Origin of the sequence: Nocardioides sp. URHA0032, assembly GCF_000620645.1 — a bacterium.
Taxonomy (GTDB): Bacteria; Actinomycetota; Actinomycetes; order Propionibacteriales; family Nocardioidaceae; genus Nocardioides.
Window position 1 is genome coordinate 82,898 of record NZ_JIAV01000018.1, and the last position, 24,910, is coordinate 107,807.

At 70.1% G+C, this 24,910-nt stretch carries 22 protein-coding genes; 1 reads left to right on the forward strand and 21 read right to left on the reverse strand.

From position 1 onward, the window contains the following. Positions 1-17: 17 nt before the first annotated feature. From N538_RS0107255 to N538_RS0107295, 9 genes are all read right to left on the reverse strand, one after another. Positions 18-1,373 carry a replication-associated recombination protein A gene (locus N538_RS0107255; protein ID WP_028636767.1) on the reverse strand — a complete coding sequence of 452 codons (1,356 nt, stop codon included), beginning with the start codon at positions 1,371-1,373 and terminating at the stop codon, positions 18-20. A gap of 115 nt (positions 1,374-1,488) precedes the next feature. Next, positions 1,489-2,799 carry an ABC transporter ATP-binding protein gene (locus tag N538_RS0107260; RefSeq protein ID WP_269320323.1) on the reverse strand — a complete coding sequence of 437 codons (1,311 nt, stop codon included), beginning with the start codon at positions 2,797-2,799 and terminating at the stop codon, positions 1,489-1,491. Further along, on the reverse strand, positions 2,796-3,842 hold the full coding sequence (locus N538_RS0107265; protein WP_028636769.1) for an ABC transporter ATP-binding protein: 1,047 nt from the start codon (positions 3,840-3,842) through the stop codon (positions 2,796-2,798). Before N538_RS0107265 ends, N538_RS0107260 begins: the two co-directional genes overlap by 4 nt. A 9-nt stretch (positions 3,843-3,851) precedes the next feature. Continuing rightward, positions 3,852-4,868 carry an ABC transporter permease gene (locus N538_RS0107270; RefSeq protein WP_028636770.1) on the reverse strand — a complete coding sequence of 339 codons (1,017 nt, stop codon included), beginning with the start codon at positions 4,866-4,868 and terminating at the stop codon, positions 3,852-3,854. Positions 4,869-5,061: 193 nt separating this feature from the next. Next, positions 5,062-6,801: an ABC transporter substrate-binding protein gene (locus N538_RS0107275; RefSeq protein ID WP_028636771.1), complete on the reverse strand. Its 1,740-nt coding sequence runs from the start codon at positions 6,799-6,801 to the stop codon at positions 5,062-5,064. Between the two features lie 87 nt (positions 6,802-6,888). After that, positions 6,889-7,905 (reverse strand): ABC transporter permease, encoded by a 1,017-nt coding sequence (locus N538_RS0107280; RefSeq protein ID WP_028636772.1) that lies wholly within the window; start codon positions 7,903-7,905, stop codon positions 6,889-6,891. 166 nt (positions 7,906-8,071) lie between these two features. Beyond that, a complete protein-coding gene (aspS, locus tag N538_RS0107285; protein ID WP_028636773.1) occupies positions 8,072-9,844 on the reverse strand; it encodes an aspartate--tRNA ligase in 1,773 nt (590 codons plus the stop codon). Further along, positions 9,841-11,202 carry a histidine--tRNA ligase gene (gene hisS / locus N538_RS0107290; RefSeq protein ID WP_028636774.1) on the reverse strand — a complete coding sequence of 454 codons (1,362 nt, stop codon included), beginning with the start codon at positions 11,200-11,202 and terminating at the stop codon, positions 9,841-9,843. Before hisS ends, aspS begins: the two co-directional genes overlap by 4 nt. Before the next feature lie 4 nt (positions 11,203-11,206). After that, on the reverse strand, positions 11,207-11,917 hold the full coding sequence (locus N538_RS0107295; RefSeq protein WP_028636775.1) for an MBL fold metallo-hydrolase: 711 nt from the start codon (positions 11,915-11,917) through the stop codon (positions 11,207-11,209). Between the two features lie 137 nt (positions 11,918-12,054). Here N538_RS0107295 and N538_RS0107300 point away from each other — a divergent pair, with 137 nt between their 5' ends. Beyond that, entirely contained in the window at positions 12,055-13,284 is a 1,230-nt protein-coding gene (locus N538_RS0107300; protein WP_028636776.1) for a DUF349 domain-containing protein, read from the forward strand. Between the two features lie 39 nt (positions 13,285-13,323). Here N538_RS0107300 and N538_RS0107305 read toward each other — a convergent pair whose 3' ends face one another. From N538_RS0107305 to pgsA, 12 genes are all read right to left on the reverse strand, one after another. Next, entirely contained in the window at positions 13,324-15,555 is a 2,232-nt protein-coding gene (locus N538_RS0107305; protein ID WP_028636777.1) for a RelA/SpoT family protein, read from the reverse strand. Positions 15,556-15,650: 95 nt separating this feature from the next. Beyond that, positions 15,651-16,199 (reverse strand): adenine phosphoribosyltransferase, encoded by a 549-nt coding sequence (locus tag N538_RS0107310; RefSeq protein ID WP_051548931.1) that lies wholly within the window; start codon positions 16,197-16,199, stop codon positions 15,651-15,653. 9 nt (positions 16,200-16,208) lie between these two features. Then, entirely contained in the window at positions 16,209-17,462 is a 1,254-nt protein-coding gene (secF, locus tag N538_RS0107315; RefSeq protein ID WP_028636779.1) for a protein translocase subunit SecF, read from the reverse strand. Continuing rightward, on the reverse strand, positions 17,462-19,189 hold the full coding sequence (gene secD / locus N538_RS0107320; RefSeq protein WP_028636780.1) for a protein translocase subunit SecD: 1,728 nt from the start codon (positions 19,187-19,189) through the stop codon (positions 17,462-17,464). Before secD ends, secF begins: the two co-directional genes overlap by 1 nt. Before the next feature lies 1 nt (position 19,190). Further along, on the reverse strand, positions 19,191-19,511 hold the full coding sequence (yajC, locus tag N538_RS0107325) for a preprotein translocase subunit YajC (protein WP_028636781.1): 321 nt from the start codon (positions 19,509-19,511) through the stop codon (positions 19,191-19,193). Positions 19,512-19,616: 105 nt separating this feature from the next. After that, the gene (gene ruvB / locus N538_RS0107330; RefSeq protein ID WP_442937152.1) at positions 19,617-20,645 is read right to left on the reverse strand and encodes a Holliday junction branch migration DNA helicase RuvB; all 1,029 of its coding nucleotides are present in this window, start codon (positions 20,643-20,645) and stop codon (positions 19,617-19,619) included. 49 nt (positions 20,646-20,694) lie between these two features. Beyond that, positions 20,695-21,288 carry a Holliday junction branch migration protein RuvA gene (ruvA, locus tag N538_RS0107335; RefSeq protein WP_028636783.1) on the reverse strand — a complete coding sequence of 198 codons (594 nt, stop codon included), beginning with the start codon at positions 21,286-21,288 and terminating at the stop codon, positions 20,695-20,697. Next, positions 21,285-21,806 carry a crossover junction endodeoxyribonuclease RuvC gene (ruvC, locus tag N538_RS0107340; protein ID WP_028636784.1) on the reverse strand — a complete coding sequence of 174 codons (522 nt, stop codon included), beginning with the start codon at positions 21,804-21,806 and terminating at the stop codon, positions 21,285-21,287. Before ruvC ends, ruvA begins: the two co-directional genes overlap by 4 nt. A 148-nt stretch (positions 21,807-21,954) precedes the next feature. Beyond that, positions 21,955-22,734 (reverse strand): YebC/PmpR family DNA-binding transcriptional regulator, encoded by a 780-nt coding sequence (locus tag N538_RS0107345; RefSeq protein WP_028636785.1) that lies wholly within the window; start codon positions 22,732-22,734, stop codon positions 21,955-21,957. 11 nt (positions 22,735-22,745) lie between these two features. Further along, positions 22,746-23,363 carry a pyridoxal 5'-phosphate synthase glutaminase subunit PdxT gene (gene pdxT, locus N538_RS0107350; protein ID WP_197025263.1) on the reverse strand — a complete coding sequence of 206 codons (618 nt, stop codon included), beginning with the start codon at positions 23,361-23,363 and terminating at the stop codon, positions 22,746-22,748. Next, positions 23,357-24,277 carry a pyridoxal 5'-phosphate synthase lyase subunit PdxS gene (pdxS, locus tag N538_RS0107355; RefSeq protein WP_028636787.1) on the reverse strand — a complete coding sequence of 307 codons (921 nt, stop codon included), beginning with the start codon at positions 24,275-24,277 and terminating at the stop codon, positions 23,357-23,359. Before pdxS ends, pdxT begins: the two co-directional genes overlap by 7 nt. Positions 24,278-24,280: 3 nt before the next feature. Beyond that, entirely contained in the window at positions 24,281-24,901 is a 621-nt protein-coding gene (gene pgsA, locus N538_RS0107360) for a phosphatidylinositol phosphate synthase (RefSeq protein WP_028636788.1), read from the reverse strand. Positions 24,902-24,910 lie beyond the last annotated feature (9 nt).

Sequence of the window (24,910 nt, forward strand, 5' to 3'; positions counted from 1 at the left end):
CCCGGCGCGTGGTGGTTTCACTCGCCACGGATGAGGCGGCGCACCCGCTCCCAGCGCTCCCTGATCGCGGCCTCGGCGCCCAGCTGCGTGGGCTGGTAGTACTCGCGGTCCAGCACCACGTCGGGCGCGTACTGCTGCTCGGCGACGCCGAAGGGCTCGTCGTGGCTGTACTTGTAGGCCGCTCCGTGCCCGAGCGTCTTCGCCCCGGAGTAGTGCGCGTCGCGCAGGTGCGGGGGGACCTGTCCGATCCTGCCCGCGCGGACGTCCGCGAGCGCGGCCCCGATCGCGGTGGTGACGGCGTTCGACTTGGGCGCGACCGCGAGTGCGATCGTGGCGTGGGCCAGTGTCAGCTGGGCCTCGGGCATGCCGATCAGCTGCACGGTCTGGGCGGCGGCCACGGCCGTGGTGAGCGCGGTCGGGTCCGCGAGCCCGATGTCCTCCGAGGCCAGGATCATCAGACGACGGGCGATGAACCGCGGGTCCTCGCCGGCCTCGATCATCCGCGCCAGGTAGTGCAGCGCCGCGTCCGCGTCCGAGCCGCGCACGGACTTGATGAACGCGCTGACGACGTCGTAGTGCTGGTCGCCCTGCCGGTCGTAGCGGACGGCGGCCCGGTCGACCGCCGTCTCGGCGGTGCCGAGGTCGACGGTGTGGAGGCCCTGGGAGGTCGCCGCGCCGGCGGCGGCCTCCAGGTAGGTCAGCGAACGGCGGGCGTCCCCGCCGGCCAGCCGGACCAGGTGGTCGAGGGCGTCCTCGTCGACCTTCACGGTCCCGGCGAGCCCGCGCTCGTCGGTCAGGGCCTGGTCGAGCACGGCACGGACGTCGTCGTCCGAGAGCGACTCGAGCCGGAGCAACAGGCTCCGGCTGAGCAGCGGCGAGATCACGCTGAAGAACGGGTTCTCGGTCGTGGCCGCGATCAGCGTGACCCACCTGTTCTCGACACCGGGCAGCAGCGCGTCCTGCTGGGCCTTGCTGAACCGGTGCACCTCGTCGACGAACAGCACCGTCTCCCTGCCACCGGAGACCAGGTCGGCGCGGGCGGCGTCGATCGCGGCGCGCACCTCCTTCACACCGGCGGAGACCGCGGACACCTCGACGAAGCGCCGGTCCGTCTGCTGGCTGACGATCGAGGCGATCGTGGTCTTGCCGGTCCCCGGCGGCCCCCACAGCAGCAGCGACATCGACTGGTCGCCCTCGACCAGCCGGCGCAGCGGCGAGCCCGGGGCGCGCAGCTGCTCCTGACCGACCAGCTCGTCGAGCGTCCGCGGCCGCATGCGGACCGCCAGGGGCGCGGACGCGTGCGTGTTCGCGTTCAACGCACCGCCCCCGGTCCGCGCAGCGGAGCCGGGGGCGTCGAAGAGTCCGTCGTCCATGGCGTCCCCGTTGGTCGAGTAGCAGCGTCAGCGAGCGTATCCGGACCCGGTGACAGGGTCACCGCCGGCGACGAGGTCACCGGTCCCGGGACGCCGGTCGGCTACGCGACCCGGCTCACGCGCTGGCCATCGTCTTGCGCTCCAGGTCGAACCAGGTGTCGGAGAAGCCGGGCTCGTTGCCGACCTCGGCGCTCGGGGTCGCACCGGGGTTCGGCGTGCCACTGTCGTCCACGCCGAGCAGGGACGCCGTCACCGGGCGGTCCGGGTGGTGGCCCAGCTCGCCGGCGAAGTGGCAGGCGACCTTGTGGCGCTTGCCGACCTGGAGCAGCGGCGGCTCGACCCGGGCGCAGATCTCCTGTGCCAGCGGGCAGCGGGTGCGGAACCGGCAGCCGGAGGGCGGGTTGATCGGGCTCGGGACGTCGCCCTGCAGCCGGATCCGCTCGCGACGACCGCCGACGGAGGCCTGCTTGATGTCCGGGACCGCGGAGAGCAGCGCCTGGGTGTACGGGTGGTTCGGCCGGTTGTAGAGCGTCTCCCGGTCGGCGATCTCGACGATCTTGCCGAGGTACATGACCGCGACCTCGGGGCAGAAGTGCCGGACCACCGCGAGGTCGTGCGCGACGAACAGGAACGAGATGCCGAACTCGTTCTGGACGTCCTGGAGCAGGTTGATGACCTGCGCCTGGATCGAGACGTCGAGCGCCGAGACGGGCTCGTCCGCGACCAGCACCTTCGGCTGGAGCGTGAGCGCGCGGGCGATGCCGATGCGCTGGCGCTGGCCACCGGAGAACTCGTGCGGGTACCGGTTGTAGTGCTCCGGGTTCAGGCCCACGATCTCGAGCAGCTCCTGCACGCGCGGCAGGATCTTGTTCTTCGGCACCACGTGGTGGATCGCCAGCGGGGCGCCGACGATCGAGCCGACCGTGTGCCGCGGGTTCAGCGACGTGTACGGGTCCTGGAAGATCATCTGGATCTCCCGGCGCAGCGGCTTGAGCCCGCGTGCTGAGGTCTTCGTGATGTCCTTGCCGTCGAACACGATCGAGCCGCCCGTGGGCTCGTACAGGCGGGTGATCAGCCGGCCCGTGGTCGACTTGCCGCACCCGGACTCACCGACCAGGCCCAGCGAGCCTCCCGCGGGGAGCTGGAAGGACACGCCGTCGACGGCCTGCACGTGACCGATCGTGCGGCGGACGATGCCGGCCGACTTCACCGGGAAGTACATCCGCAGGTCGCGGACCTCGAGGATGGTCTCGGCGTCGGGCCTGAAGACGGACGCCGCGTGCGCCCGCTCCGCCTCGACGAAGGATGCGGCGTCGTCCTCCGCGTTCTCCCCGATGCCGAACGCGTCCTCGTTGGGCATCCCGCCGGTCACCGGCAACTGGTTGTCGTTCGGCATCCCGAAGCCGTCCGGGCGCTGGTTGCTCATCGCTCCTCCACCAGGTCCGGCGCGATCTCGGGCAGGACCTCTCGCTCGTACACTGCATCGGGGTCGGTGAGGTGACACCGCTTGAGGTGGCCCTCGGTGCGGGTACCGGGCACGAGATCCGGGAGGACCGTCCTGCACAGGTCGCCCGGCACCTTGTCTCGGTGCGCGCACCGCGGGTGGAACATACAGCCGGGCGGAGGGCTCAGCAGGCTCGGCGGGTTGCCGGGGATCGGCACCAGCTGGGCACTGGTGTCGCCGAGCACGTCCGGGACGCTCGAGAGCAGACCCCACGTGTAGGGCATCTCCGGGTGCGTGAGGATCTCCTTGGTGGTGCCGTACTCCACGCAGCGGCCGGCGTACATCACCAGCACGTCGTCGGCCATCTCGGCCACCACCCCGAGGTCGTGGGTGATGATGATGACGGCGGACTCGAACTCGCGCTGCAGGTCCTGGAGCAGGTCCAGGATCTGCGCCTGCACCGTCACGTCGAGGGCCGTCGTCGGCTCGTCGGCGATCAGCAGGCTCGGGTTGTTGATGAGGCCCATCGCGATCATCGCGCGCTGCCGCATGCCGCCCGAGAACTGGTGCGGGTAGTCGTCGACGCGGCGGTCCGGCTGCGGGATGCCGACCCGGTCGAGCATCTCCACCGCGCGGGCGCGCGCCGCCTTCTTGCTGACGTCGTGGTGGACCCGGTACGCCTCGCCGATCTGGTTGCCCACGGTGTAGTACGGGTGCATCGCCGACAGCGGGTCCTGGAAGATCATCGCGACCTCCTTGCCCCGGCGGCGGCGCATGTCCTCGTCGCTGATCTTCAGCAGGTCGGTGCCCTCGAGCAGGATCTCGCCGCTCACGACGGCGCTCGTCTTGCGGTGCAGCCCCAGGATCGCGGAGCTCGACACGGACTTGCCGGAGCCGGACTCACCGACGATGCCGAGCGTCTCGCCCCGCTCCAGGTCGAACGAGAGACCGTCCGTCGCCTTGACGATGCCGTCGACTGTCGGGAAGTGGACCTTCAGGTCGCGGACGGAAAGAAAGCTGGACAAGTTCCCCCCTCAGCCCACGCGGACGCGCGGGTCGATGACGGCGTACAGGACGTCGACGATGATGTTGGCGATGATCACGAACGTGCCCAGCAGGAGCACCAGCCCGATGATCGTCGGCAGGTCGTAGGTCTGGTTCGCCTCGACCGCCAGCTTGCCGAGTCCATTGTAGTTGAACACTGTCTCGGTGATGATCGCGCCACCCATCAGGCCGGCGAAGTCGAGGCCGACGAGGGTGACCAGAGGGGTGAGTGCCGCCCGCATGCTGTGCTTGACGAGCACCCGGCGGCTCTTGAGCCCCTTGGCCCTGGCGGTCCGGATGTAGTCCTCGGTCATCGACTCGAGCACGAAGGCCCGCGTCATCCGCACGTAGCCGGCCATGTAGAGGAGCGCCAGCGTCAGGCCGGGCAGCAGCAGGCCCTGGAGCCAGAGGCCGATACCGCCCTCCGCGATCGGGGTGTAGGTCGGTGGCGGGACGAGCTCCCACTTGATGGCCACGAACTTGAGCAGGAAGATACCGATGAAGAACGCGGGGAACGCGTAGAAGACGAGCGACAGCGCGACGATGCCGCGGTCGATGATCGTGCCTTTTCGGACCGCGGCGATGACGCCGAAGAGCACGCCGCCGGACACCCACATCAGCAGCGCGGCCAGCGCCAGCGAGAGCGAGATGGGGAACGCCTCCTTGATCTCCGCGTTGACGGTGGAGGTGTTCACGACCGAGTAGCCCAGGCACGGGGCGGGGCACTCGGTGACGAGCTGGGGAGCCGCTGCGCGCAGCTCGGGGTCGTCGGGGTACTCGCGGCCGACGACGACGCCCCGGAGGAAGTCGGTCCACTGCTCGATGACCGGCTTGTCGTAGCCGAGCGCCTTGTTGGTCTGCTTGATCTGGGCGGGCGAGCAGTTCTTGCCGCATGCGTAGCGCCCGGGGTCGACGGGCGAGGCGAAGAACAGCACGAACGTCACCAGGCTCATCACCAGCAGCAGGATCGCGCCGATGAACAGGCGGCGGATGACGTAGGCGAACATGGGTGGGACCACCTCGGGGAGGGATTCAGTTTCGGGTTGCGAGCCGGTTCAGCAGGTTGTGCTGGCACCAGCATGCACCCTGGACGGAGGTGAGGGTGAGGACCCCTCGACGAGGTCCTCACCCCCGGGCGTCGGGCGGCCGCCTGCGGCGACCGCCCGACACTGTGTTACCGGTGTATCAGGTGCTGAGCGATCAGCTCTCCACGCCGATGGCGCCGAGGTCCGGGTAACCGTTCGACGACGGGGTCGTCGTGTAGTTGGTGACCTTGGAGCCGTACACCATGTAGAACTTCGTGATGCTCAGCGGGATGTAGGCGTAGTCCTGGCCGAGCTGCTCGTCGGCCTGCTGGAGCGCGGCGGTCTGCGCGTCGAGGTCGGACGCGTTCTGCGCCTCGTCGACCAGCTTGTTGAACTCGTCGCTGTCGTAGGCGCCGTAGTCCTGGCCGTCGGAGGCCGCGGTCAGGTTCGGGCGGCTGTCGAACAGCGGAGCCGTCACGGTGATGGCGGACGGCCAGTCGGCACCCCAGCCACCCCACATGACGTCGGAGTCCTTGTCCGGCTTCTGGATGACGGTGTAGTAGGTGTCACCGAGGCCGTCGAGGGTCACGTCGAAGCCGGCCTTGTCCCAGGTCTCCTTCAGAGCGGCCGCCCACTTGTCGGCGGTGTCCGAGGTCGGGTAGGTGAACTTCACCGGGACCGGCATCGAGACGCCGGCGTCCTCCAGGATCTGCTTGGCAGCGTCCGGGTCACCCGAGTTGGAGCCCGAGAACGCGTCGTTGGCCTTGTAGCCGACCACAGCCGGGCTGACGATCGACTCGGCCGGCGCACCAGCCTTGTCGCCACCGAGCGCGACGTTGTACGCGTCGGAGTTCGTCGCGACCGCGAGCGCCTTCCGGACAGCCGGGTCCTTCATGACCGCGCTGCGGAAGTTCGGGACCAGGTAGTAGACGTACGGCGAGTCCACCAGGACCGAGCGGTCAGCGACCGGGCCCTCGATCTGGCTGTAGTACGCCGGCGGCACGGAGGTGCCGGTGATCGCGTTCGGGTCGGTGTCGGCCACGAGGCGGTCGTACTGGTTCTCCGGGGTCAGACCGATCTGGAACTCGATCGAGTCCGGCAGGGCCTTGCGCAGCTCCGGCGAGTCCGTGGACGCGTCGTAGTTGTCGTTGCGGACCAGCGTGCCACCCTTGTTCTTGTTCCACGTGCCGTCCAGCTTGTACGGGCCGTTGGAGAAGATCTGGTAGTTGGACTTGTCGCCCTGGTCCTTGTCCTTGCGGTACGGGTCCATCATGTGCAGACCCGCGATCGCCAGCGGGAAGTCCGGCCACGGCTTGTTGAAGTGGTACGTGATGGTGTTGCCGTCACACGTGACAGCCTTGTCGAAGTACTGCGAGCCCTTGTTGGTGTAGGGGCCGGTGTACGCCGGAAGGCCCGTCGACTTGTCGGTCGGGATGTCCAGGTAGCTGAGGATGTAGTTCGGGCCACCGGTGATGACGTCGGTCGCGAACGCGCGCGACGCGCCGTACTTGAAGTCCTCACAGGTGACGGGCTGGCCGTCCTCCCACTTGACGCCGTCCTTGACGGTGAACGACCAGACCTTGCCGCCCTCGGTGGAGGTGCCGGTGTCGGTCGCGAGGTCCGCGACCGGGGTGTTGGCGGTGTCGGGGTCGTTGGAGATCGGGAACGACACCAGCGTCCGGTAGACCGTCCGGCTCAGGTTGGTGATGTCACGACCGACGTACACGCGCTGCGGGTCGAGGTGCTCGATCGGCGTGTAGAGGTAGTAGAGAAGGTCGCCGCCCTTGGCGTCGGAGGTGGGCTCGCTGTTGCCAGGGTTGCTGCTGCCGTCGCTGCTGCCGCCACAGGCGGCCAGACCGGCGGCGAGCGCGACCGCAGCCGTAGCCGCGAACACCCGCTTTCGATACTTGAACATTACTTCTCCTTGAGTGTGTGACGCGCCTGGAGCGGCGGCACATTCGACGACGCTGTGTCGCCGAAGTCTGGTGCATTCAACTGGTGGTCAGCGCGCGGCCTTGGGGTCGAGCGCGTCACGGATCCCGTCACCCAGCAGGTTGAAGCTGACCACGATGATCATGATCAGGAAGGCCGGGGCGAAGAAGAACAGGAAGTCGGCGCTGGAGTAGTTGATCGAGCTCCGCAGCACGTTGCCCAGCGTCGGCGTCGGCGGGTGGATGCCGACGCCCAGGTAGCTCAGCGCGGCCTCCGCGGAGACGTAGACCGGCATGGTCAGCGTGAAGGTGACCAGCAGCGGGGCCCACAGGTTCGGCAGGATCTCCTTGAAGTAGATCCGGCGCCGGGGCGCACCGAGCAGCACCGCGGCGTCGACGAACTCCCGCTCCCGGACCGAGAGCACCTGCCCTCGGATGATGCGGGCGATGCCGGGCCACCCGAACATGCCGAGCACGAGGATGACGTAGACACCGTTGGGTATGTCGTCGGAGGCGGTTCCCGGCAGGTAGGTGGCGAGGAAGGCCACGCCGAGGCTCGAGAGGGCCAGCAGCATCAGCGTCTGCGGGAACGACAGCGTCAGGTCGATCGAGCGGCCGATGATCGCGTCGATCCAGCCGCCGGTGAAGCCGGCGATGATGCCGAGCACGGTGCCGAGGCCGATCGCGATGATCGTGGCCGAGATCGCGATCGCCAGCGAGAACGTGATGCCGTACCAGACGCGCGACAGCACGTCGCGGCCGGTGCCGGGCTCGACGCCGAGCGGGTGGTCCCAGCTGACGCCGCCGAGCCTGCCGATCGGCAGGCCGCCGGTGTTGCCGTCGATCAGGTCGGGGTTGAAGCTCGTCGGGTCCAGCACGCCGGCCTTCACGAGGAACGGCGCCGCGACCGCGGCCGCGAAGTAGAGGACGACGACGACGAACGCGATCATCGACAGCTTGTCGCGGCGGAAGCGGCCCACCGCGAGACGAGTCGGCGACTGGCCGGCGATCTTGCTGAGATCTCCCCCGGGTCCCGCGGTGGGATCCGGAAGCTGCTCACTCTCCAGGTTCGAAGCCTGAACTGACATGGCACCTCTGTCGTGTCGGATGTGCGTCGTCGTCGGTTCCGGGCGTCCGGATCACGGACACCTGGGGGCCGGCGACCGGTGCGACTCTATGTGACGCCGCCGCATCATCGGGTCATCTGCTTGTAACGATCTGGTCTCGACGCTGACTTGTTACACGTCCGCTGGATCAGCCCTCGGACCGGACTTCCTGCACGGCCGGGGCGTCGACACCGGCCTCCTTCCGCTGCGCCGCCGTGATCGGCGCAGGAGCTGCGGTGAGGGGGTCGAAACCCCCGCCGGACTTGGGGAATGCGATCACGTCTCGGATCGAGTCGCTGCCGGCGAGGAGCGCGACGATCCGGTCCCAGCCGAACGCGATGCCGCCGTGCGGCGGCGCGCCGTACTTGAACGCCTCGAGGAGGAAGCCGAACTTCTCCTCGGCCTCGGCCTCGTCGATACCCATGATCGCGAACACCCGCTTCTGGATGTCCTCGCGGTGGATACGGATGGAGCCGCCGCCGATCTCGTTGCCGTTGCAGACGATGTCGTAGGCCCAGGCCAGCGCGTTGCCGGGATCGGTGTCGAAGCTGTCGAGCGCCTGCGGCGAGGTGAAGGCATGGTGGACCGCCGTCCACGCGCCACTCCCGACCGCGACGTCACCGGCAGCCGTCGCCTCGTCGGCGGGCTCGAACAGCGGTGCGTCCACGATCCAGGTGAAGGCCCACGCGGACTCGTCGATGAGGCCGGCGCGGCGGCCGATCTCGAGGCGTGCGGCGCCCAGCAGCGCCCGGCTGCTCTTGACCGGACCGGCCGCGAAGAAGATGCAGTCGCCCGGCTGGGCGCCGACGTGCGCGGCCAGGCCGGCCTTCTCCTCGTCGGTGATGTTCTTCGCGACGGGGCCGCCGAGCTCGCCGTCCTCCTGCACCAGGACGTACGCCAGGCCGCGGGCGCCGCGCTGCTTGGCCCACTCCTGCCAGGCGTCCAGCTGCTTGCGGGGCTGGCTCGCTCCCCCGGGCATCACGACGGCACCGACGTACGGCGCCTGGAAGACCCGGAACGGCGTCTCCCGGAAGTAGTCGGTGCACTCGACGAGCTCCAGGCCCATCCGCAGGTCTGGCTTGTCGGAGCCGAACCGGGCCATCGCCTCGGCGTAGGTCATCCGCGGCAGCGGGGTCGGCACGTCGTGGCCGATCAGCTTCCACAGCGCGACCAGGATCTCCTCGGCGACGGCGATGACGTCGTCCTGCTCCACGAAGCTCATCTCGATGTCGAGCTGGGTGAACTCCGGCTGCCGGTCCGCGCGGAAGTCCTCGTCGCGGTAGCAGCGGGCGATCTGGAAGTAGCGCTCCATGCCCGCGACCATGAGCAGTTGCTTGAACAGCTGCGGGCTCTGCGGCAGCGCGTACCAGCTGCCGGGCTGGAGTCGCGCCGGCACCAGGAAGTCCCGAGCGCCCTCGGGCGTCGAGCGGGTCAGGGTCGGGGTCTCGATCTCGACGAACCCCTGGGCGTCGAGGACGTCGCGCGCGGCCTTGTTCACCTTGCTGCGCAGGCGGATCGCGTGGTTCGGCGCCGGCCTGCGGAGGTCGAGGTACCGGTGCTTGAGGCGGGCCTCCTCGCCGACCTCGACGTGCTCGCTGATGGGGAACGGCAGCGGCGCCGCTGCGCTGAGCACCTCGACGGCGCTGGCGACCACCTCGATCTCGCCGGTCGCGAGGTTCGGGTTCTCGTTGCCCTCCTTGCGGAGGGCGACCTCACCGGTGACCTTGAGGCAGTACTCCGCGCGCAGGTGGTGGGCGACGGCCTCGTCCCGGATCACGACCTGCACGACGCCGCTCGCCTCGCGCAGGTCGATGAACGCGACCCCGCCGTGGTCGCGCCGGTTGGCCACCCATCCCGCGAGGGTGACGGTCTGGCCGGCGTGCTCGGCGCGGAGTGCGCCGGCGTCCTGGGTGCGGATCACTGCTTCTTCTCCTCGTTGCTGACGACGACCTGCGGTCGCAGGTCCTCCTCGGGCGGGCTCCACGCGGCGGGGTCGGCCGCCACCTGCTCCCCCGACCGGATGTCCTTGACCTGGTCGCCCCCGGGTCCGGCGGGGTCGCCCGGGAACCACACGAACGGGATCCCGCGGCGCTCGGCGTACCGGATCTGCTTGCCGAACTTCTGCGCGCTCGCCGCCACCTCGCACGGGATGCCGCGCCGGCGCAGCGCGTCCGCGACGGCGGTGCTCGCCGGACGGGTCTCCTCGTCGGTCACCGCCACCAGCACCGCGCTCGGCACCGGCCGGCTGCCGGCCACCACGCCGTCGGCGAGCAACGGGATCAGCGTGCGGGAGACGCCGAACGACACCCCCACGCCGGGGTACGTCGAGCGCCCGTCGGACGCGAGCGCGTCGTACCGCCCGCCGCCGCCGACCGACTTCAGGCGCTCGTAGCCGGCCATGAAGATCTCGACCACGGTGCCCGTGTAGTAGTCGAGCCCGCGCGCGATGCGCAGGTTGGCCTCCACGGTGACGTGCTCGTGACCACCCGCCGCACAGCCCTCGACGACCGCGGCGAGCTCGGCGAGACCCTCGTCGAGGAGCGGGTCGTCGACGCCCAGTGCGCGCACCCGGTCGACGAACGAGGTGTCGGCGACGCGGATCGTCGCCAGCTCGAGGCAGCGCTGCGCCTGCTCGGGTGTCGCGCCCGCGTCGCTGACGAGCAGCTCGGCGACCGTCCCGGCGGGCAGCTTGTCGAGCTTGTCGATGGTGCGGATCGCGACCGTGACGTCCGGCAGCCCGAGACCGCGGTAGAAGCCCTGGATCAGCTTGCGGTTGTTGAACTGGAAGCTCACCGGCGGGATCGGCAGCGCGTCGAGCGCGTCGACCATCACGCGCATCACCTCGACGTCGTGGTGGAACGGCAGCACGTCCCGGCCGACGATGTCGACGTCGGCCTGGGTGAACTGGCGGTAGCGGCCCTCCTGCGGACGCTCGCCGCGCCACGCGGGCTGGATCTGGAATCGCCGGAACGGGAACTCCAGGTGCCCCGCGTGCTCGAGCACGTAGCGCGCGAAGGGCACGGTCAGGTCGAAGTGCAGGCCGAGCCCGGAGTCGCCGTCCTCGTCCCCGGCCTGGAGGCGGCGGAGGACGTAGATCTCCTTGTCGATCTCGCCGCCCTTCGCCAGCCGGTCGAGGGGCTCGACCACCCTGGTCTCGATGTTGGTGAAGCCGTGCAGCTCGAAGGTGCGCGACAACGACGCCACCACCTCACGCTCGACGACGCGTGCCGCAGGAAGCAGCTCGGGGAACCCGCTGAGCGGGGTCGGCTTGGCGCTCACGGGATCACAGGCCTCGGGTGACGCGGGCGGAGTCGCCGCTGGACTGCAGCTCGAGGAGGAACGGGTTGGTCGCCCGCTCGCGGCCGATCGACGTCTGCTCGCCGTGGCCGGGCAGCACCACGACGTCGTCGGGCAGGGTGAGCACCTTCTCCGCGAGGCTGCGCAGCATGGTCGGGTGGTCCCCGCCGGGCAGGTCGGTGCGCCCGATCGATCCGGCGAAGAGCAGGTCGCCGGAGAACATCACTTCCGAGATGTCGTCACGCTGGTACGGCGAGCGGAACGCGACCGAGCCCTCCGTGTGGCCGGGCGCGTGGTCGACCACGAAGCGCAGCCCGGCCAGCTCGAGCTCCTGGAGGTCCGCCAGCTCACGGACGTCGTCCGGCTCCGCGAACTCGTAGTTCCCGCCGAGCAGCATCTGCGTGGTCTCCGCGGACATCCCCGCCATCGGGTCCGCGAGCAGGTGCCGGTCGGCGGGGTGGATCCACGCGGTCGCGTCGTAGGTTCCCGCGACCGGCGCGACGCACCACATGTGGTCGACGTGACCGTGGGTGACCAGGACGGCGACCGGCTTGAGCCGGTGCTCCCGGACCACCTCGGCGATGCCCTCGGCGGCGTCCTTCCCGGGATCGATGACCACGCACTCCGAGCCCGGACCGGTCGCTGCCACGTAGCAGTTCGTGCCCCACGGGCCCGCGGGGAATCCGGCGATCAACACCCCGGCAGCCTAGCGAGGGCGGAGGAGCGGCGCCGCACCCGGTGCGGGAGGGCGACGCACCGCAATCGTCCCGGCGGGCCGGCCGGCTCCTTGACTAGCATGGGCGTGCCACGACCAGCAGCGAGCGGAGCGAAGCAGTGACGAGCCACGATTGGGGCCGTGTCGATGACGACGGCACCGTCTACGTGAAGACAGCGGACGGGGAACGCCCCGTCGGCCAGTACCCCGAGGGCACGCCCGAGGAGGCACTGAAGTTCTTCACCGAGCGGTACGACGCGCTCGCTTTCGAGGTCGACCTCCTCGACCAGCGGATCAGGTCCGGGGTGATGGCGCCGGACGAGGCGGCCACGTCGGTGCGCACGGTTCGCGAGCAGGTCGGGAGTGCGAACGCCGTGGGTGACCTGGCCTCCCTGCTGGCCAGGCTCGATGCGCTCAGCCCCCTCCTGGACGAGCAGCGCGAGGCCCGCAAGGCCGAGCGGGCGCAGCGCACCGCCGAGTCGCGTGCGGGCAAGGAGCGGATCGTGGCCGAGGCCGAGCGGCTCGCCGAGGGCAGCGACTGGCGCAACGGCGCCAACCGGATGCGTGAGCTGCTCGACGAGTGGAAGGCGCTGCCCCGGATCGACCGCGCCTCGGACGACTCCCTGTGGCGGCGGTTCTCGACCGCGCGCACGGCGTACACGCGCCGCCGGAAGGCGCACTTCGCCGAGCAGCACGAGAAGCGGGACCAGGCCCGGTCCGTCAAGGAGCGCCTCGCGACCGAGGCGGAGGAGCTGGCGACCTCGACGGACTGGGGTCCGACCGCCGGCCGCTACCGCGAGCTGATGCGGCAGTGGAAGGCCGCCGGACCGGCACCGCGCGAGGTCGACGACGCGCTGTGGAAGCGCTTCCGCGGCGCCCAGGACACGTTCTTCGGCGCCCGCGACGCCGCGGCCGCCGAGCAGGACCAGGAGTTCGCCGCGAACGCCGTGGTCAAGGAGCAGCTGCTGGTCGAGGCCGAGGCGCTGCTGCCGGTGACCGACCTGGAGGCCGCCAAGCGGGCGTTCCGTGAGATCGCCGACCGCTGGGACGCCGCGGGCAAGGTCCCGCGAGACCGGATGCGTGACCTCGAGGGCCGGATCCGCCGCGTCGAGCAGGAGATCCGGGGCGTCGAGGACGAGCACTGGCGCACGTCGGACCCCGAGAAGTCGGCCCGCGCCGACGACATGGTCTCCAAGCTCGAGGCGGCGATCGCCCAGGTCGAGTCCGATCTCGACAAGGCACGCGCCGCGGGCAACGACAGGAAGGTCGCGGAGCTCGAGGAGAACCTCGCCTCCCGGCAGTCCTTCCTGGAGATGGCGAAGCGCGCCAGCGCCGACTTCTCGGGCTGACGCGCTCCGTCGCTCTCCGTCCTGAGGTGAGCCGGGCGGCTACTGGGTGACCCGGTAGGCGTCGAAGACGCCGGGCACCGAGCGGACGGCCTTGAGCACGGTGTCGAGGTGCTTGGCCTCGGCCATCTCGAAGGTGAACCGGCTCTTCGCGACCCGGTCCCGGGAGGTCGAGAGGTTGGCGCTGAGGATGTCCACGTGCGCATCCGACAGCGCCATCGTGATGTCGGAGAGCAGCCGGGCCCGGTCGAGCGCCTCCACCTGGATGTTGACCAGGAAGCTGGACTGCCCGGTCGGCGCCCACTCGACGTCGAGCAGCCGCTCCGGCTGGGACTGCAGGCTCTTGGCGTTGGTGCAGGTCTGCCGGTGCACCGACACTCCCCCGCCCTTGGTGACGAAGCCGAGGATCGGGTCCGGGGGCACCGGGGTGCAGCACTTGGCGAGCTTCACCCACACGTCCGGGGCACCCTTGACGATCACACCGGCGTCGCCACCCGCCTGGACCTTGGCGCGGCCGCGCCGGCCGGTGATCGTCACGCCCTCGGACAGGTCCTCCGCAGCGCCCTCGTCGCCGCCGTGCAGGTCGATCACGCGGCGTACGACGGCCTGCGCGCTGATGTTGCCCTCGCCGACCGCGGCGTAGAGAGCGGAGACGTCCGCGAGCTTGAAGTGGACCGCGGCCAGCATCAGCGACTCGTGGGACATCAGCCGCTTCAGCGGCAGTCCCTCCTTGCGCATCAGCTTCGCGATCTGCTCCTTGCCGCGGTCGATCGCCTCCTCGCGCCGCTCCTTGGTGAACCACTGGCGGATCTTGGAGCGGGCCCGCGGTGACTTCACGAAGCCGAGCCAGTCGCGGGACGGGCCCGCGGTCGGCGACTTGGACGTGAAGACCTCGACCACGTCGCCGTTCTCGAGCGCGGACTCCAGGGGGACCAGGCGGCCGTTGACCCGGGCGCCGATCGTGTGGTGCCCGACCTCGGTGTGCACGGCGTACGCGAAGTCGACCGGGGTCGCACCGGTCGGCAGCGCGATGACGTCCCCGCGCGGCGTGAAGACGTAGACCTCGGCGCGATTGATCTCGAAGCGGAGCGACTCCAGGAACTCGCCCGGGTCCTCGACCTCGTTCTGCCAGTCCAGGAGCTGGCGCACCCAGGTCATGTCGTCGAGGTCGGCGGCACGGTCGGTGTCCACACCGGCGCGGCCGTTCTCCTTGTACTTCCAGTGCGCGGCGACGCCGTACTCGGCCCGGCGGTGCTGCGCGAACGTGCGGATCTGCAGCTCGACCGGCTTGCCCTGCGGGCCGATGACCGTCGTGTGCAGCGACTGGTACATGTTGAACTTCGGCATCGCGACGTAGTCCTTGAACCGGCCGAGGACCGGGTTCCAGCGCGCGTGCAGGATGCCGAGGACCGTGTAGCAGTCGCGGTCGTTCTCGACGAGCACGCGGATGCCGACCAGGTCGTAGATGTCGGAGAAGTCGCGGCCTCCGACGATCATCTTCTGGTAGATCGAGTAGTAGTGCTTCGGGCGGCCGGTGACGGTCGCCTTCACCTTGGCCTCGCGCAGGTCTGCCTCGACCTGGGCGATCACCTCGGCGAGGAACTGGTCGCGGGACGGCGCCCGCTCGGCGACCATCCGCACGATCTCGTCGTAGATCTTCGGGTGCAGCGTCGCGAAGGCGAGGTCCTCGAGCTCCCACTTGATGGTGTTCATGCCGAGCCGGTGTGCCAGCGGGGCGTAGATGTCGAGCGTCTCGCGGGCCACCCGCTCCTGCGTCTCCTGCCGCACGTAGCGCAGCGTGCGCATGTTGTGCAGCCGGTCGGCGAGCTTGATGACGAGGACCCGGATGTCGCGCGACATCGCGACGATCATCTTGCGGATGGTCTCGGCCTGCGCGGAGTCGCCGTACTTGACCTTGTCGAGCTTCGTCACGCCGTCGACGAGCTGGGCGACCTCCTCGCCGAAGTCCTGCCGCACCTGCTCGAGCGTGTACGGCGTGTCCTCGACGGTGTCGTGCAGCAGGGCCGCGGCCAGGGTCGACTCGGTCATCCCGATGTCGGCGAGGATCGACGTCACGGCCAGCGGGTGGGTGATGTACGGGTCGCCGCTCTTGCGGGTCTGGGTGCCGTGCATCTTCTCGGCGGTGAGGTACGCCCGCTCGAGCAGCGCCAGGTCGGCCTTCGGGTGGTTCGCCCGCACGGAGCGGAACAGCGGCTCGAGGACCGGGTTGGCCGACTGGTTGCGGGTGCCCATCCGCGCCAGCCGGGCGCGCATGCTCCGGGTCGAGGACGCCGTCTCCGGCGCGCGCCGCTCCCGCTCGGCAGCGTGGGCGGTGCTCTCCTCGGTCACGTCGTCAGTCTAGGTCGCCGTCACACGGTGAGGAGCGTCGTCAGGGGTACGTCGCCGAGCGTCTCGCGCCCCGGGAGGAAGGCGAGCTCCATCAGCATGGCCACGCCGTGCACCGACGCGCCGCACTTCTGGACCAGGTCCAGGGTCGCCCGGGCGGTCCCGCCGGTGGCGAGCACGTCGTCGACCAGCAGGAGCCGGTCCCCCGGCGCCAGGGCGTCGCGGTGGATCTCGAGGGTGGCCTCGCCGTACTCGAGGGCGTAGGACACGGCGTACGTCTCGCGGGGCAGCTTCCCGGCCTTGCGGACCGGCACGAAGCCCACTCCCAGGGTGAGTGCGACCGGGGCCCCGAGGATGAATCCGCGCGACTCCATGCCGAGCACCTTGTCGACGACCGGCCTCCCGCCGTCGTCGCGGCCGGCGTCCGCCAGTGCCTCGATGACCGTCGTGAAGGCCGTGTGGTCGTCGAGCAGCGGGGTGATGTCCTTGAAGAGGATCCCGGGCTCGGGGAAGTCCGGTACGTCCGCGATCAGCGCGAGCGCGCGGGCCAGCCCCGGGCCGGAGTCAGCCATCGGCGTGGATCACTTCTTGCCGCGCTTGGACTTCGTCTGGCGGGTCGGCTGCTGGCGGCCGGAGGACGCGCTCTTCTGGACCGGTCGTGCCTGCTGTGGCACGTCCCGCCCACGACCCATCGCCTCGGGCGAGCGCGGCTCGCGAGCCAGGGCACTGCCCCCGGAGACCGGCGCATCCTCCCTGAACTCGTCGTCGAGGCCGGGCTCGTCGCCGGCCGGCATGTCCTCGGCGAACGTCGGGACCGCGGCGTACCGGTCGGCCTCGAGGGCCCGGCGCCGCTGGACCGCCCGGCGCTCGGCCTGCTGGACCGCGGTCTCGTTGGCCTTCATCTGGACCAGGAGCGGCGTCGCGATGAAGATCGAGGAGTACGCGCCGGCCGCCATGCCGACGAACAGCGCGAGCGCGAGGTCCTTCAGCGTGCTGGCGCCGAGCTGGACCGCTCCGACGTACAGGATCGCGCCGACCGGGATCAGCGCCACGATCGAGGTGTTGATCGACCGGACCAGGGTCTGGTTGACGGCGAGGTTCGCGGCCTCGGCGTACGACATCCGGCTCTCGCGGAGGTTCTTCGTGTTCTCGCGCACCTTGTCGAACACCACGACGGTGTCGTACAGCGAGAAGCCGAGGATGGTCAGGATGCCGGTGACCGTGGCCGGCGTGACCTCGAAGCCCGAGATCGCGTAGACGCCGATGGTGATGATGATGTCGTGGATCAGCGCCACGATGCCGGCTATCGACATCTTCCACTCGCGGAAGTACGCCCAGATGAAGAGGACGACGAGCACGAGGAATACCACCAGGCCGATGGCAGACCGCTTGGCGATCTCCTTGCCCCAGCTCGGGCCGATCTCTGTCGTCTGGATGTCGGCCTGCGTGGCGCCGGTGCTGTCGGTGATGACGGCGAGGATCTGCTTGCTCTCGGCGTTCGAGACCGGCTTGACCTGCACGATGATCGAGTTCGAGGAGCCGCTGCCGCTGGTGGTGACCACCGGCTGCTTCGCCGCGTCGATCCCCGTGGCGGCGACGTCGTCGCGCAGCTGGTCGGCGAGGTCCTGGGTCGCGTCGCCGGACGCGAGCTTGACCTTGTACTCGGCGCCGCCGACGAACTCGATGCCCATGTCCAGGCCGCGCACCGAGAGGCCGAGGATCGCGGCGAGCACGATCACGCCCGAGATGGCGTACCAGAGCCACTTGCGGCCGACGAAGTCGATGGAGCGGCGACCCGAGTAGAGGTCGTTGCCCAGTCGCGAGAACTTGCCCATCAGGCCGTCCCTCCAGCCGTGTGGATGCGGTCGACGCCGAGCGTCTCCGCGCTCAGGCCCGAGAGCCGGTGACCGTGGTTGAAGAACCGGTACTTCCCGAGCAGGGTCACCATCGGGTGGGTGAACCAGAAGAAGATCGCCAGGTCGATCAGCGTCGAGAGGCCGAGCGCGAACGCGAAGCCCTTCACGACGCCGGCCGCGAAGATGTAGAGCACGACGGCCGCCAGCAGCGACACGGTGTCCGCCGCCAGGCAGGTGTTCCGCGCGCGCTTCCAGCCGGCCTGCACCGCGACCCGCATCGACTTCCCGTCACGCATCTCGTCCCGGATGCGTTCGAAGTACACGATGAAGGAGTCTGCGGTGATGCCGACCGCGACGATCAGGCCCGCGATCCCGGGCAGCGTCAGCGTGAAGCCCGCCGTCTTGCCGAGCAGCAGCACCATCGCGTAGGTCACGGCGGCCGCCACGATGAGCGAGGCGATCACCACGAGGCCGAGGCCGCGGTAGTAGATCAGGCAGTAGATCATCACCAGCAGCAGGCCGATCAGGCCCGCCGTGATGCCCGCCGTGAGCTGGTCGCCGGCCAGCGAGGCGCCGATCTGCTCGACCGAGATGCCGTCCTTCTTGAAGGTGATCGGCAGCGAGCCGTACTTGAGGCTGGTCGCCAGGCTCTTCGCGGACGTCTCCGTGAAGTCGCCGGTGATCGTCGAGTCGCCGTTGGTGATCACGCCGGTGAACTGCGGCGCGGAGATGACCTGGCCGTCGAGGACGATCGCGAACTGCTGGTTGGTGTTCACCATGTTCTGGGAGAGGTCGGCGAAGACCTGCTTGCCCTGGCCGCCGATGGAGATGTCGACCTGCCACTGCACGCCGGACTGGCCGGGCACGCCCGCCTGTGCGCTGGTGAGGTCGGTGCCTTCGACGACCGTCGGCGAGAGGAGGTACTTCGTCGCCGCGTCGTCGCCGGTGCCGCAGGTGACGAGGAACGTGTCCGAGTCGTCCACGACCGGCTTGGTCGACGGGCACGTGTACTTGTTGAAGGCGTCGATGGCGTCCTGACCCGGGTCGGTCATGAACGCCAGGCCCATCTTGGCCGGGTCGTGGTCGTCGGTCGTCGTCGCGCTCGGGGACGCCGACGGCGAGCCCGACGGCGACGCGGACTCGGACGCACTCGGGCTGTCGCTCGGCTTCGGGGTCCTGCTCGGTGCGGCGAAGGCCGGGCGGTTCTTGGGGCTCGCACCCTGCGATGCCGTGGCCGACGGCTTGCCGGAGGGCTTGCTGGACGGCTCGCTCGACGGGAGCGACAGCGACGGGCTCGCACTCGGGAGCTGCGTCGGCGCGGCGCCGCTGCCGCAGGGGCCGGGGTTCTGGCTGCTGCACGCGACGGTGCGGAACCGCAGCTGTGCCGTCCGGGTCGCGGTGTCGACCAGGGAGCTCGACGTGTCGCCGGGAACCTCGACCACGATGATCTGGCTGCCCTGGGTGGTGACCTCCGCCTCGGAGACGCCGGAGCCGTTGACGCGCTCGTCGATGATGCTCGCGGCCTCGTTGAGGTTGTCCTTCGACGGGCTGCCGTCCGCGATCATCGTGATCCGGGTGCCTCCCTTGAGGTCCAGCCCGAGCGCCGGCTTCCAGGTCCCCGCGATGGCGACCAGTCCGTAGGCGATCGCGACCGTCAGGAAGAACACCACGAGGGTGCGTCCCGGACGCGCGGACTTGCGTGCCATGTCAGTTCTCCTCGGGTCCGGCCACCGTGCCGGTCTCGTCGTTCTCCACCGGCTCGTCGGCCGGCTCGTCCGCCCGGGTGGCGATCGTGCCGATGGCCCCCCGCGCGACCTCGATGACCACGCCGTCGGCGACCTCCACCTCGACCCGGTCGTCGTGCAGCTCACGCACGGTGCCGAAGATGCCCGACGTCAGGACGACCTCGTCACCCACGTCCAACGACGACTGCATACGGCCGAGTTCCTTCTGCCGCCGACTGGCTGGCCGGATGATGAACAGCCAGAAGAGCAGGGCGATGCCGACAAGCGGCAGCAACTCCAGCACGAAACAACCTCTCGAGCGTGTCAAAGGGGCGGTGTGGCCCAGACCGGGCCGACCGACGCGCAAGTCTAACCGTGGGGGTGGCGTACGCCACGAATCCGGGTGCGGTCAGTCCTCGAAGAGGGTGGCGTCGCCGTCGGTCACGGCCGGCATCGGCGGCGGCTTCAGGCCCAGGTGCTCCCAGGCGGCGGGAGTCGCGACCCGGCCGCGCGGCGTACGGGCCAGGAAGCCGTTGCGCACGAGGAACGGCTCGGCGACCTCCTCCACCGTCTCGCGCTCCTCGCCGACGGCCACCGCCAGCGTCGAGACGCCGACCGGCCCTCCGCCGAAGCGGCGGCAGAGCGCGTCGATCACGGCCCGGTCGAGGCGGTCCAGTCCGAGCTCGTCCACCTCGTAGAGGTCCAGTGCGGCGCGGGCGACCGGCAGCGTGACCACGCCGTCCGCGCGCACCTGGGCATAGTCGCGGACCCGGCGCAGCAGCCGGTTGGCGATGCGGGGCGTGCCGCGGGACCGGGAGGCGATCTCGGCGGCGCCGTCGACCTCCAGGTCGACGCCGAGCAGGCCCGCAGACCGGTGGATGATCGTGTCGAGCTCGTGCGGCTCGTAGAACTCGAGGTGGGCGGTGAAGCCGAAGCGGTCCCGCAGCGGCCCCGGCAGCAGCCCGGCCCGGGTGGTCGCACCGACCAGCGTGAACGGCGGGATGTCGAGCGGGATCGCGGTCGCGCCCGGCCCCTTGCCGATGACGACGTCGACCCGGAAGTCCTCCATCGCCATGTACAGCATCTCCTCGGCCGGCCGCGCCATCCGGTGGATCTCGTCGACGAAGAGGACGTCGCCCTCGTTCATCCCCGACAGGATCGCCGCCAGGTCGCCGGCGTGCGTGATGGCCGGCCCGCTGGTGAGGCGGAGCGGGGACGTCATCTCGCTGGCGATGATCATGGCCAGCGTCGTCTTGCCGAGTCCGGGCGGCCCGGAGAGCAGCACGTGGTCCGGTGCCCGGCCACGCCGTCGGGCTGCCTCGAGCACCAGTCCGAGCTGGTCGCGGACCCGGACCTGGCCGACCACCTCGGCGAGGGTCCGGGGGCGCAGGGCCGCCTCGATGGTGCGCTCGTCGCCGTCCGCCTCGGCAGCGGTCAGCGACGAGAGGTGGACCGCCTCCGCCGCAGCCAGGTCGTCCTCGTGCACGTCAGGCCTTGCTCAGCGTGCGCAGGGCGGCGCGCAGCAGCGCCCCCACATCGGGACTGGGCCCGGCCTCCGGAGCGACCGCGTCCACCGCCTTCTCGGCGTCGCGGGTCGTCCAGCCGAGGCCCATCAGGCCCTGGTGGACCTGCTCGCGCCACGACTCGGCCGAGGCAGCCGCCACCGGACGGCCCCCCGTCGGGGCGCCGATCCGGTCCTTGAGCTCGAGGATGATCCGCTGGGCCCCCTTCTGGCCGATGCCGGGCACGCGCGTCAGGGTCTTCACGTCGTCGGCGGCGATCGCGCGGCGCAGGTCGTCGGGCGCCAGCACCGCGGTGATCGCCTGGGCGACCTTGGGACCGACCCCCGAGGCCGTCTGCACCAGCTCGAAGACCTGCTTCTCGTCCTCGTCGGCGAAGCCGAACAGGGTCAGGGAGTCCTCGCGCACGACCATGCTCGTCGGCAGGGTTGCCGTGTGTCCGGGGCGCAGGGTCGCCAGCGTCCCCGGTGTGCACATCAGCTCGAGCCCGACTCCCCCGACCTCGAGCACCGCGCTGGACAGGGTCACCGCGGCCACCTGGCCGCGCACGAACGCGATCACTGCTTCCTCCCGGCTGCGGCCAGCGCCGCGTCGATCCTGGCCTGGGCGCCGCCGCGCCAGATGTGGGTGATGGCCAACGCCAGGGCGTCGGCCGCGTCGGCCGGCTTGGGCATCGCGTCGAGCCGGAGGATCCGGGTCACCATCGCGCCGACCTGCGCCTTGTCCGCGCGCCCGTTGCCGGACACCGCGGCCTTGACCTCGCTCGGGGTGTGCAGGGCGATCGGCAACCCGCGCCGGGCCGCGCAGACCATCGCGATGCCGCTCGCCTGCGCCGTACCCATGACCGTGCTGACGTCCGAGCGCGCGAACACGCGCTCGACCGCGACGGCGTCGGGGGCGTGCTCGTCGAGCCAGGCGTCGATGCCCTTCTCGATCGTCACCAGGCGCTGCGGGACCGGCAGGTCGGACGACGTGCGCAGGACGTTCACGTCGACCAGGCTCAGCGGCCGGCCCACGTCGCCCTCGACCACGCCCATGCCGCAGCGGGTCAACCCGGGGTCGATCCCGAGCACGCGCATGGTCAGCCCTTCCGTCGAACACCTGTTCGGTGTCCACGCTAACCGCTGGCTCTCGCCTCACCGGGTCCCGACACGCCGATCGCCGCTTCGCGGGCTCAGCCGCGCGGCTCGCTCGACCACCATCAGCGAGTCCGCTGACGCGTCCGCGCTAGGCGTCGATCGAGTCCAGGACGTCGTCGGGGATGTCGGCGTTGCTGTAGACGTTCTGCACGTCGTCGAGGTCGTCGACGGCGTCGACGAGGCGGAAGACCTTCCCCGCCACGTCCACCTCGGCCACCGGGATGTCCATGGTGGCCACGAACTGGACCTCGGCGGAGTCGTAGTCGATGCCGGCCGCCTGGAGCGCCGTACGGACCGCGACGACGTCGCCGGACTCGGACTGGATCTCGAAGGAGTCACCGAGGTCGCTGACGTCCTCGGCCCCGGCGTCCAGGGTGGCCTCGAGGACGTCGTCCTCGGTGACCTCCCACGGCTTGCCGCCGCGCTCCTGGCTCTTCTCGACCACGACGACGCCCTTGCGGGTGAAGAGCCGGGAGACCGAGCCGGGGTCGGCCATGGTGCCGCCGTTGCGGGTGACCGCGGTGCGGACCTCCATCGCGGCACGGTTGCGGTTGTCGGTCAGGCACTCGACGAGCAGCGCCACGCCGGACGGCCCGTAGACCTCGTACATGATCGTCTCGTAGTCCACGCCGCCGCCGTCGAGGCCGCCGCCGCGCTTGACCGCCGAGTCGATGTTCTTGTTCGGCACCGACTGCTTCTTGGCCTTCTGGATGGCGTCGTAGAGCGTCGGGTTGCCGGCCGGGTCGGGGCCGCCCATCTTGGCCGCGATCTCGATGTTCTTGATCAGCTTGGCGAACAGCTTGCCGCGCTTGGCGTCGATCGCGGCCTTCTTGTGCTTGGTGGTCGCCCACTTGGAGTGGCCAGACATCCGTCCCTCTTCTACTCAGCGTTGGTGACCAGGTCCACGAACACGCGGTGGACCCGGGAGTCGCCACCCACCTCGGGGTGGAACGACGTCGCCATCAGCGGACCCTGACGGACCGCGACGATCCTACCCGCGGCCTCGCCCCGATCCACCCGGGCGAGCACCTCGACCGACTCGCCGACCGCCTCGACCCACGGTGCCCGGATGAAGATCGCGTGCACGGGTGCGTCCAGGCCGGCGAAGTCCAGGTCGCCCTCGAACGAGTCGACCTGCCGTCCGAACGCGTTGCGTCGCACCGTGATGTCCAGCCCGCCGAGGGTCTCCTGGTCGTGTGCTCCGTCCTCGATCCGGTCGGCGAGCAGGATCATGCCGGCACAGGTGCCGAAGGCTGGCAGGCCCTCCTTGATCCGCTGGCGGATCGGCTCGAACAGGTCGAAGGTGCATGCGAGCTTGGCCATCGTGGTGGACTCGCCACCCGGGATCACGAGCCCGTCGACCGCGTCGAGCTCCGAGGTACGGCGTACCGCGGTGGCCGTGACGCCGAGGTCGGTGAGCGTGCGGAGGTGTTCCCTGACGTCGCCCTGGACCGCGAGCACGCCGATGTGCGGCCCGGCTGAGGACCCGGTCACCACCCGCGCTCGGCGAGGCGGTGCGGCTGCGGGATGTCCTCGACGTTGATGCCGACCATCGCCTCCCCCAGCCCGCGGGAAACCTTCGCGATGACGTCGGGGTCGTCGAAGAACGTCGTGGCCTTGACGATCGCCTCCGCGCGCTGCGCGGGGTTGCCGGACTTGAAGATCCCCGAGCCGACGAACACGCCCTCGGCGCCCAGCTGCATCATCATCGCGGCGTCCGCCGGGGTGGCGATGCCGCCGGCGGTGAACAGCACGACCGGCAGCTTGCCGTTCTCGGCGACCTCCTTGACCAGCTCGTAGGGCGCCTGCAGCTCCTTCGCCGCGACGTAGAGCTCGTCCTCGGCCAGCGCGCCGAGGCGGCGGATCTCGCGGCGGATGGTGCGCATGTGGGTCACGGCGTTCGAGACGTCACCGGTGCCGGCCTCGCCCTTGGAGCGGATCATCGCCGCACCCTCGGTGATCCTGCGCAGCGCCTCGCCCAGGTTGGTCGCACCGCACACGAACGGGACCGTGAACGCCCACTTGTCGATGTGGTTGGCGTAGTCGGCCGGGGTCAGCACCTCGGACTCGTCGACGTAGTCGACGCCGAGCGACTGCAGGACCTGGGCCTCGCTGAAGTGCCCGATCCGGGCCTTGGCCATCACCGGGATCGAGACCGCCTCGATGATCGAGTCGATCATGTCGGGGTCGCTCATCCGCGACACGCCGCCCTGGGCGCGGATGTCGGCAGGCACCCGCTCCAGCGCCATCACCGCGACCGCTCCCGCGTCCTCGGCGATCTTCGCCTGCTCGGCGGTCACCACGTCCATGATCACCCCACCCTTGAGCATCTCGGCCATCCCGCGCTTCACGCGGGTCGTGCCGGTGGCGGGACCGTCTTCGAGGGGGGCTGAGGCGTTGCTGTCGATCATGGTTCAGATGTTAGTGCCGGCCTCGGCGAGAGCTTGCTTCCGGACCACCCACACCCGCTGCACCACCGTGACGGTGGACGCGATCGCGAGCGCCCAGAGGGCGATGTAGAGCAGCACCGGCAGGTCGAAGATCGCGCTCAGCCCGGTCATCACCAGGATGGCCACGAGCCGGTCGGCCCGCTCGGCGATGCCCACCTTAACCGAGAAGCCGAGGGTCTCGCCGCGGGACCGCGCGTACGACGTGACGCCGCCCATCAGCAGGCAGACCAGGCAGAGCACCAGGTAGAGCCTGCTCGGCTCCTCCCAGGCGAAGTACAGCGCGAGGCCGATGAAGATCGCACCGTCGCCTACCCGGTCGAGCGTGGAGTCCCAGAACGCGCCGAACTTGCTGACCCGCCCGGTCGTGCGGGCCATGTGGCCGTCGATCAGGTCGCTGAAGACGAAGGCCGTGATCACGAGCACGCCGGTCAGGAGCATCCCCTGCGGGAAGAACACCAGGGCGCCGGCGCACACACCGAGGGTGCCGACCAGGGTCACGGCGTCGGGGCTCACCCCCAGCCGGATCAGGAGGTTGGCGATCGGCGAGAGGACCTTGGTCCAGAAGGCGCGGAAACGTTCGAGCATGGCGGGCAG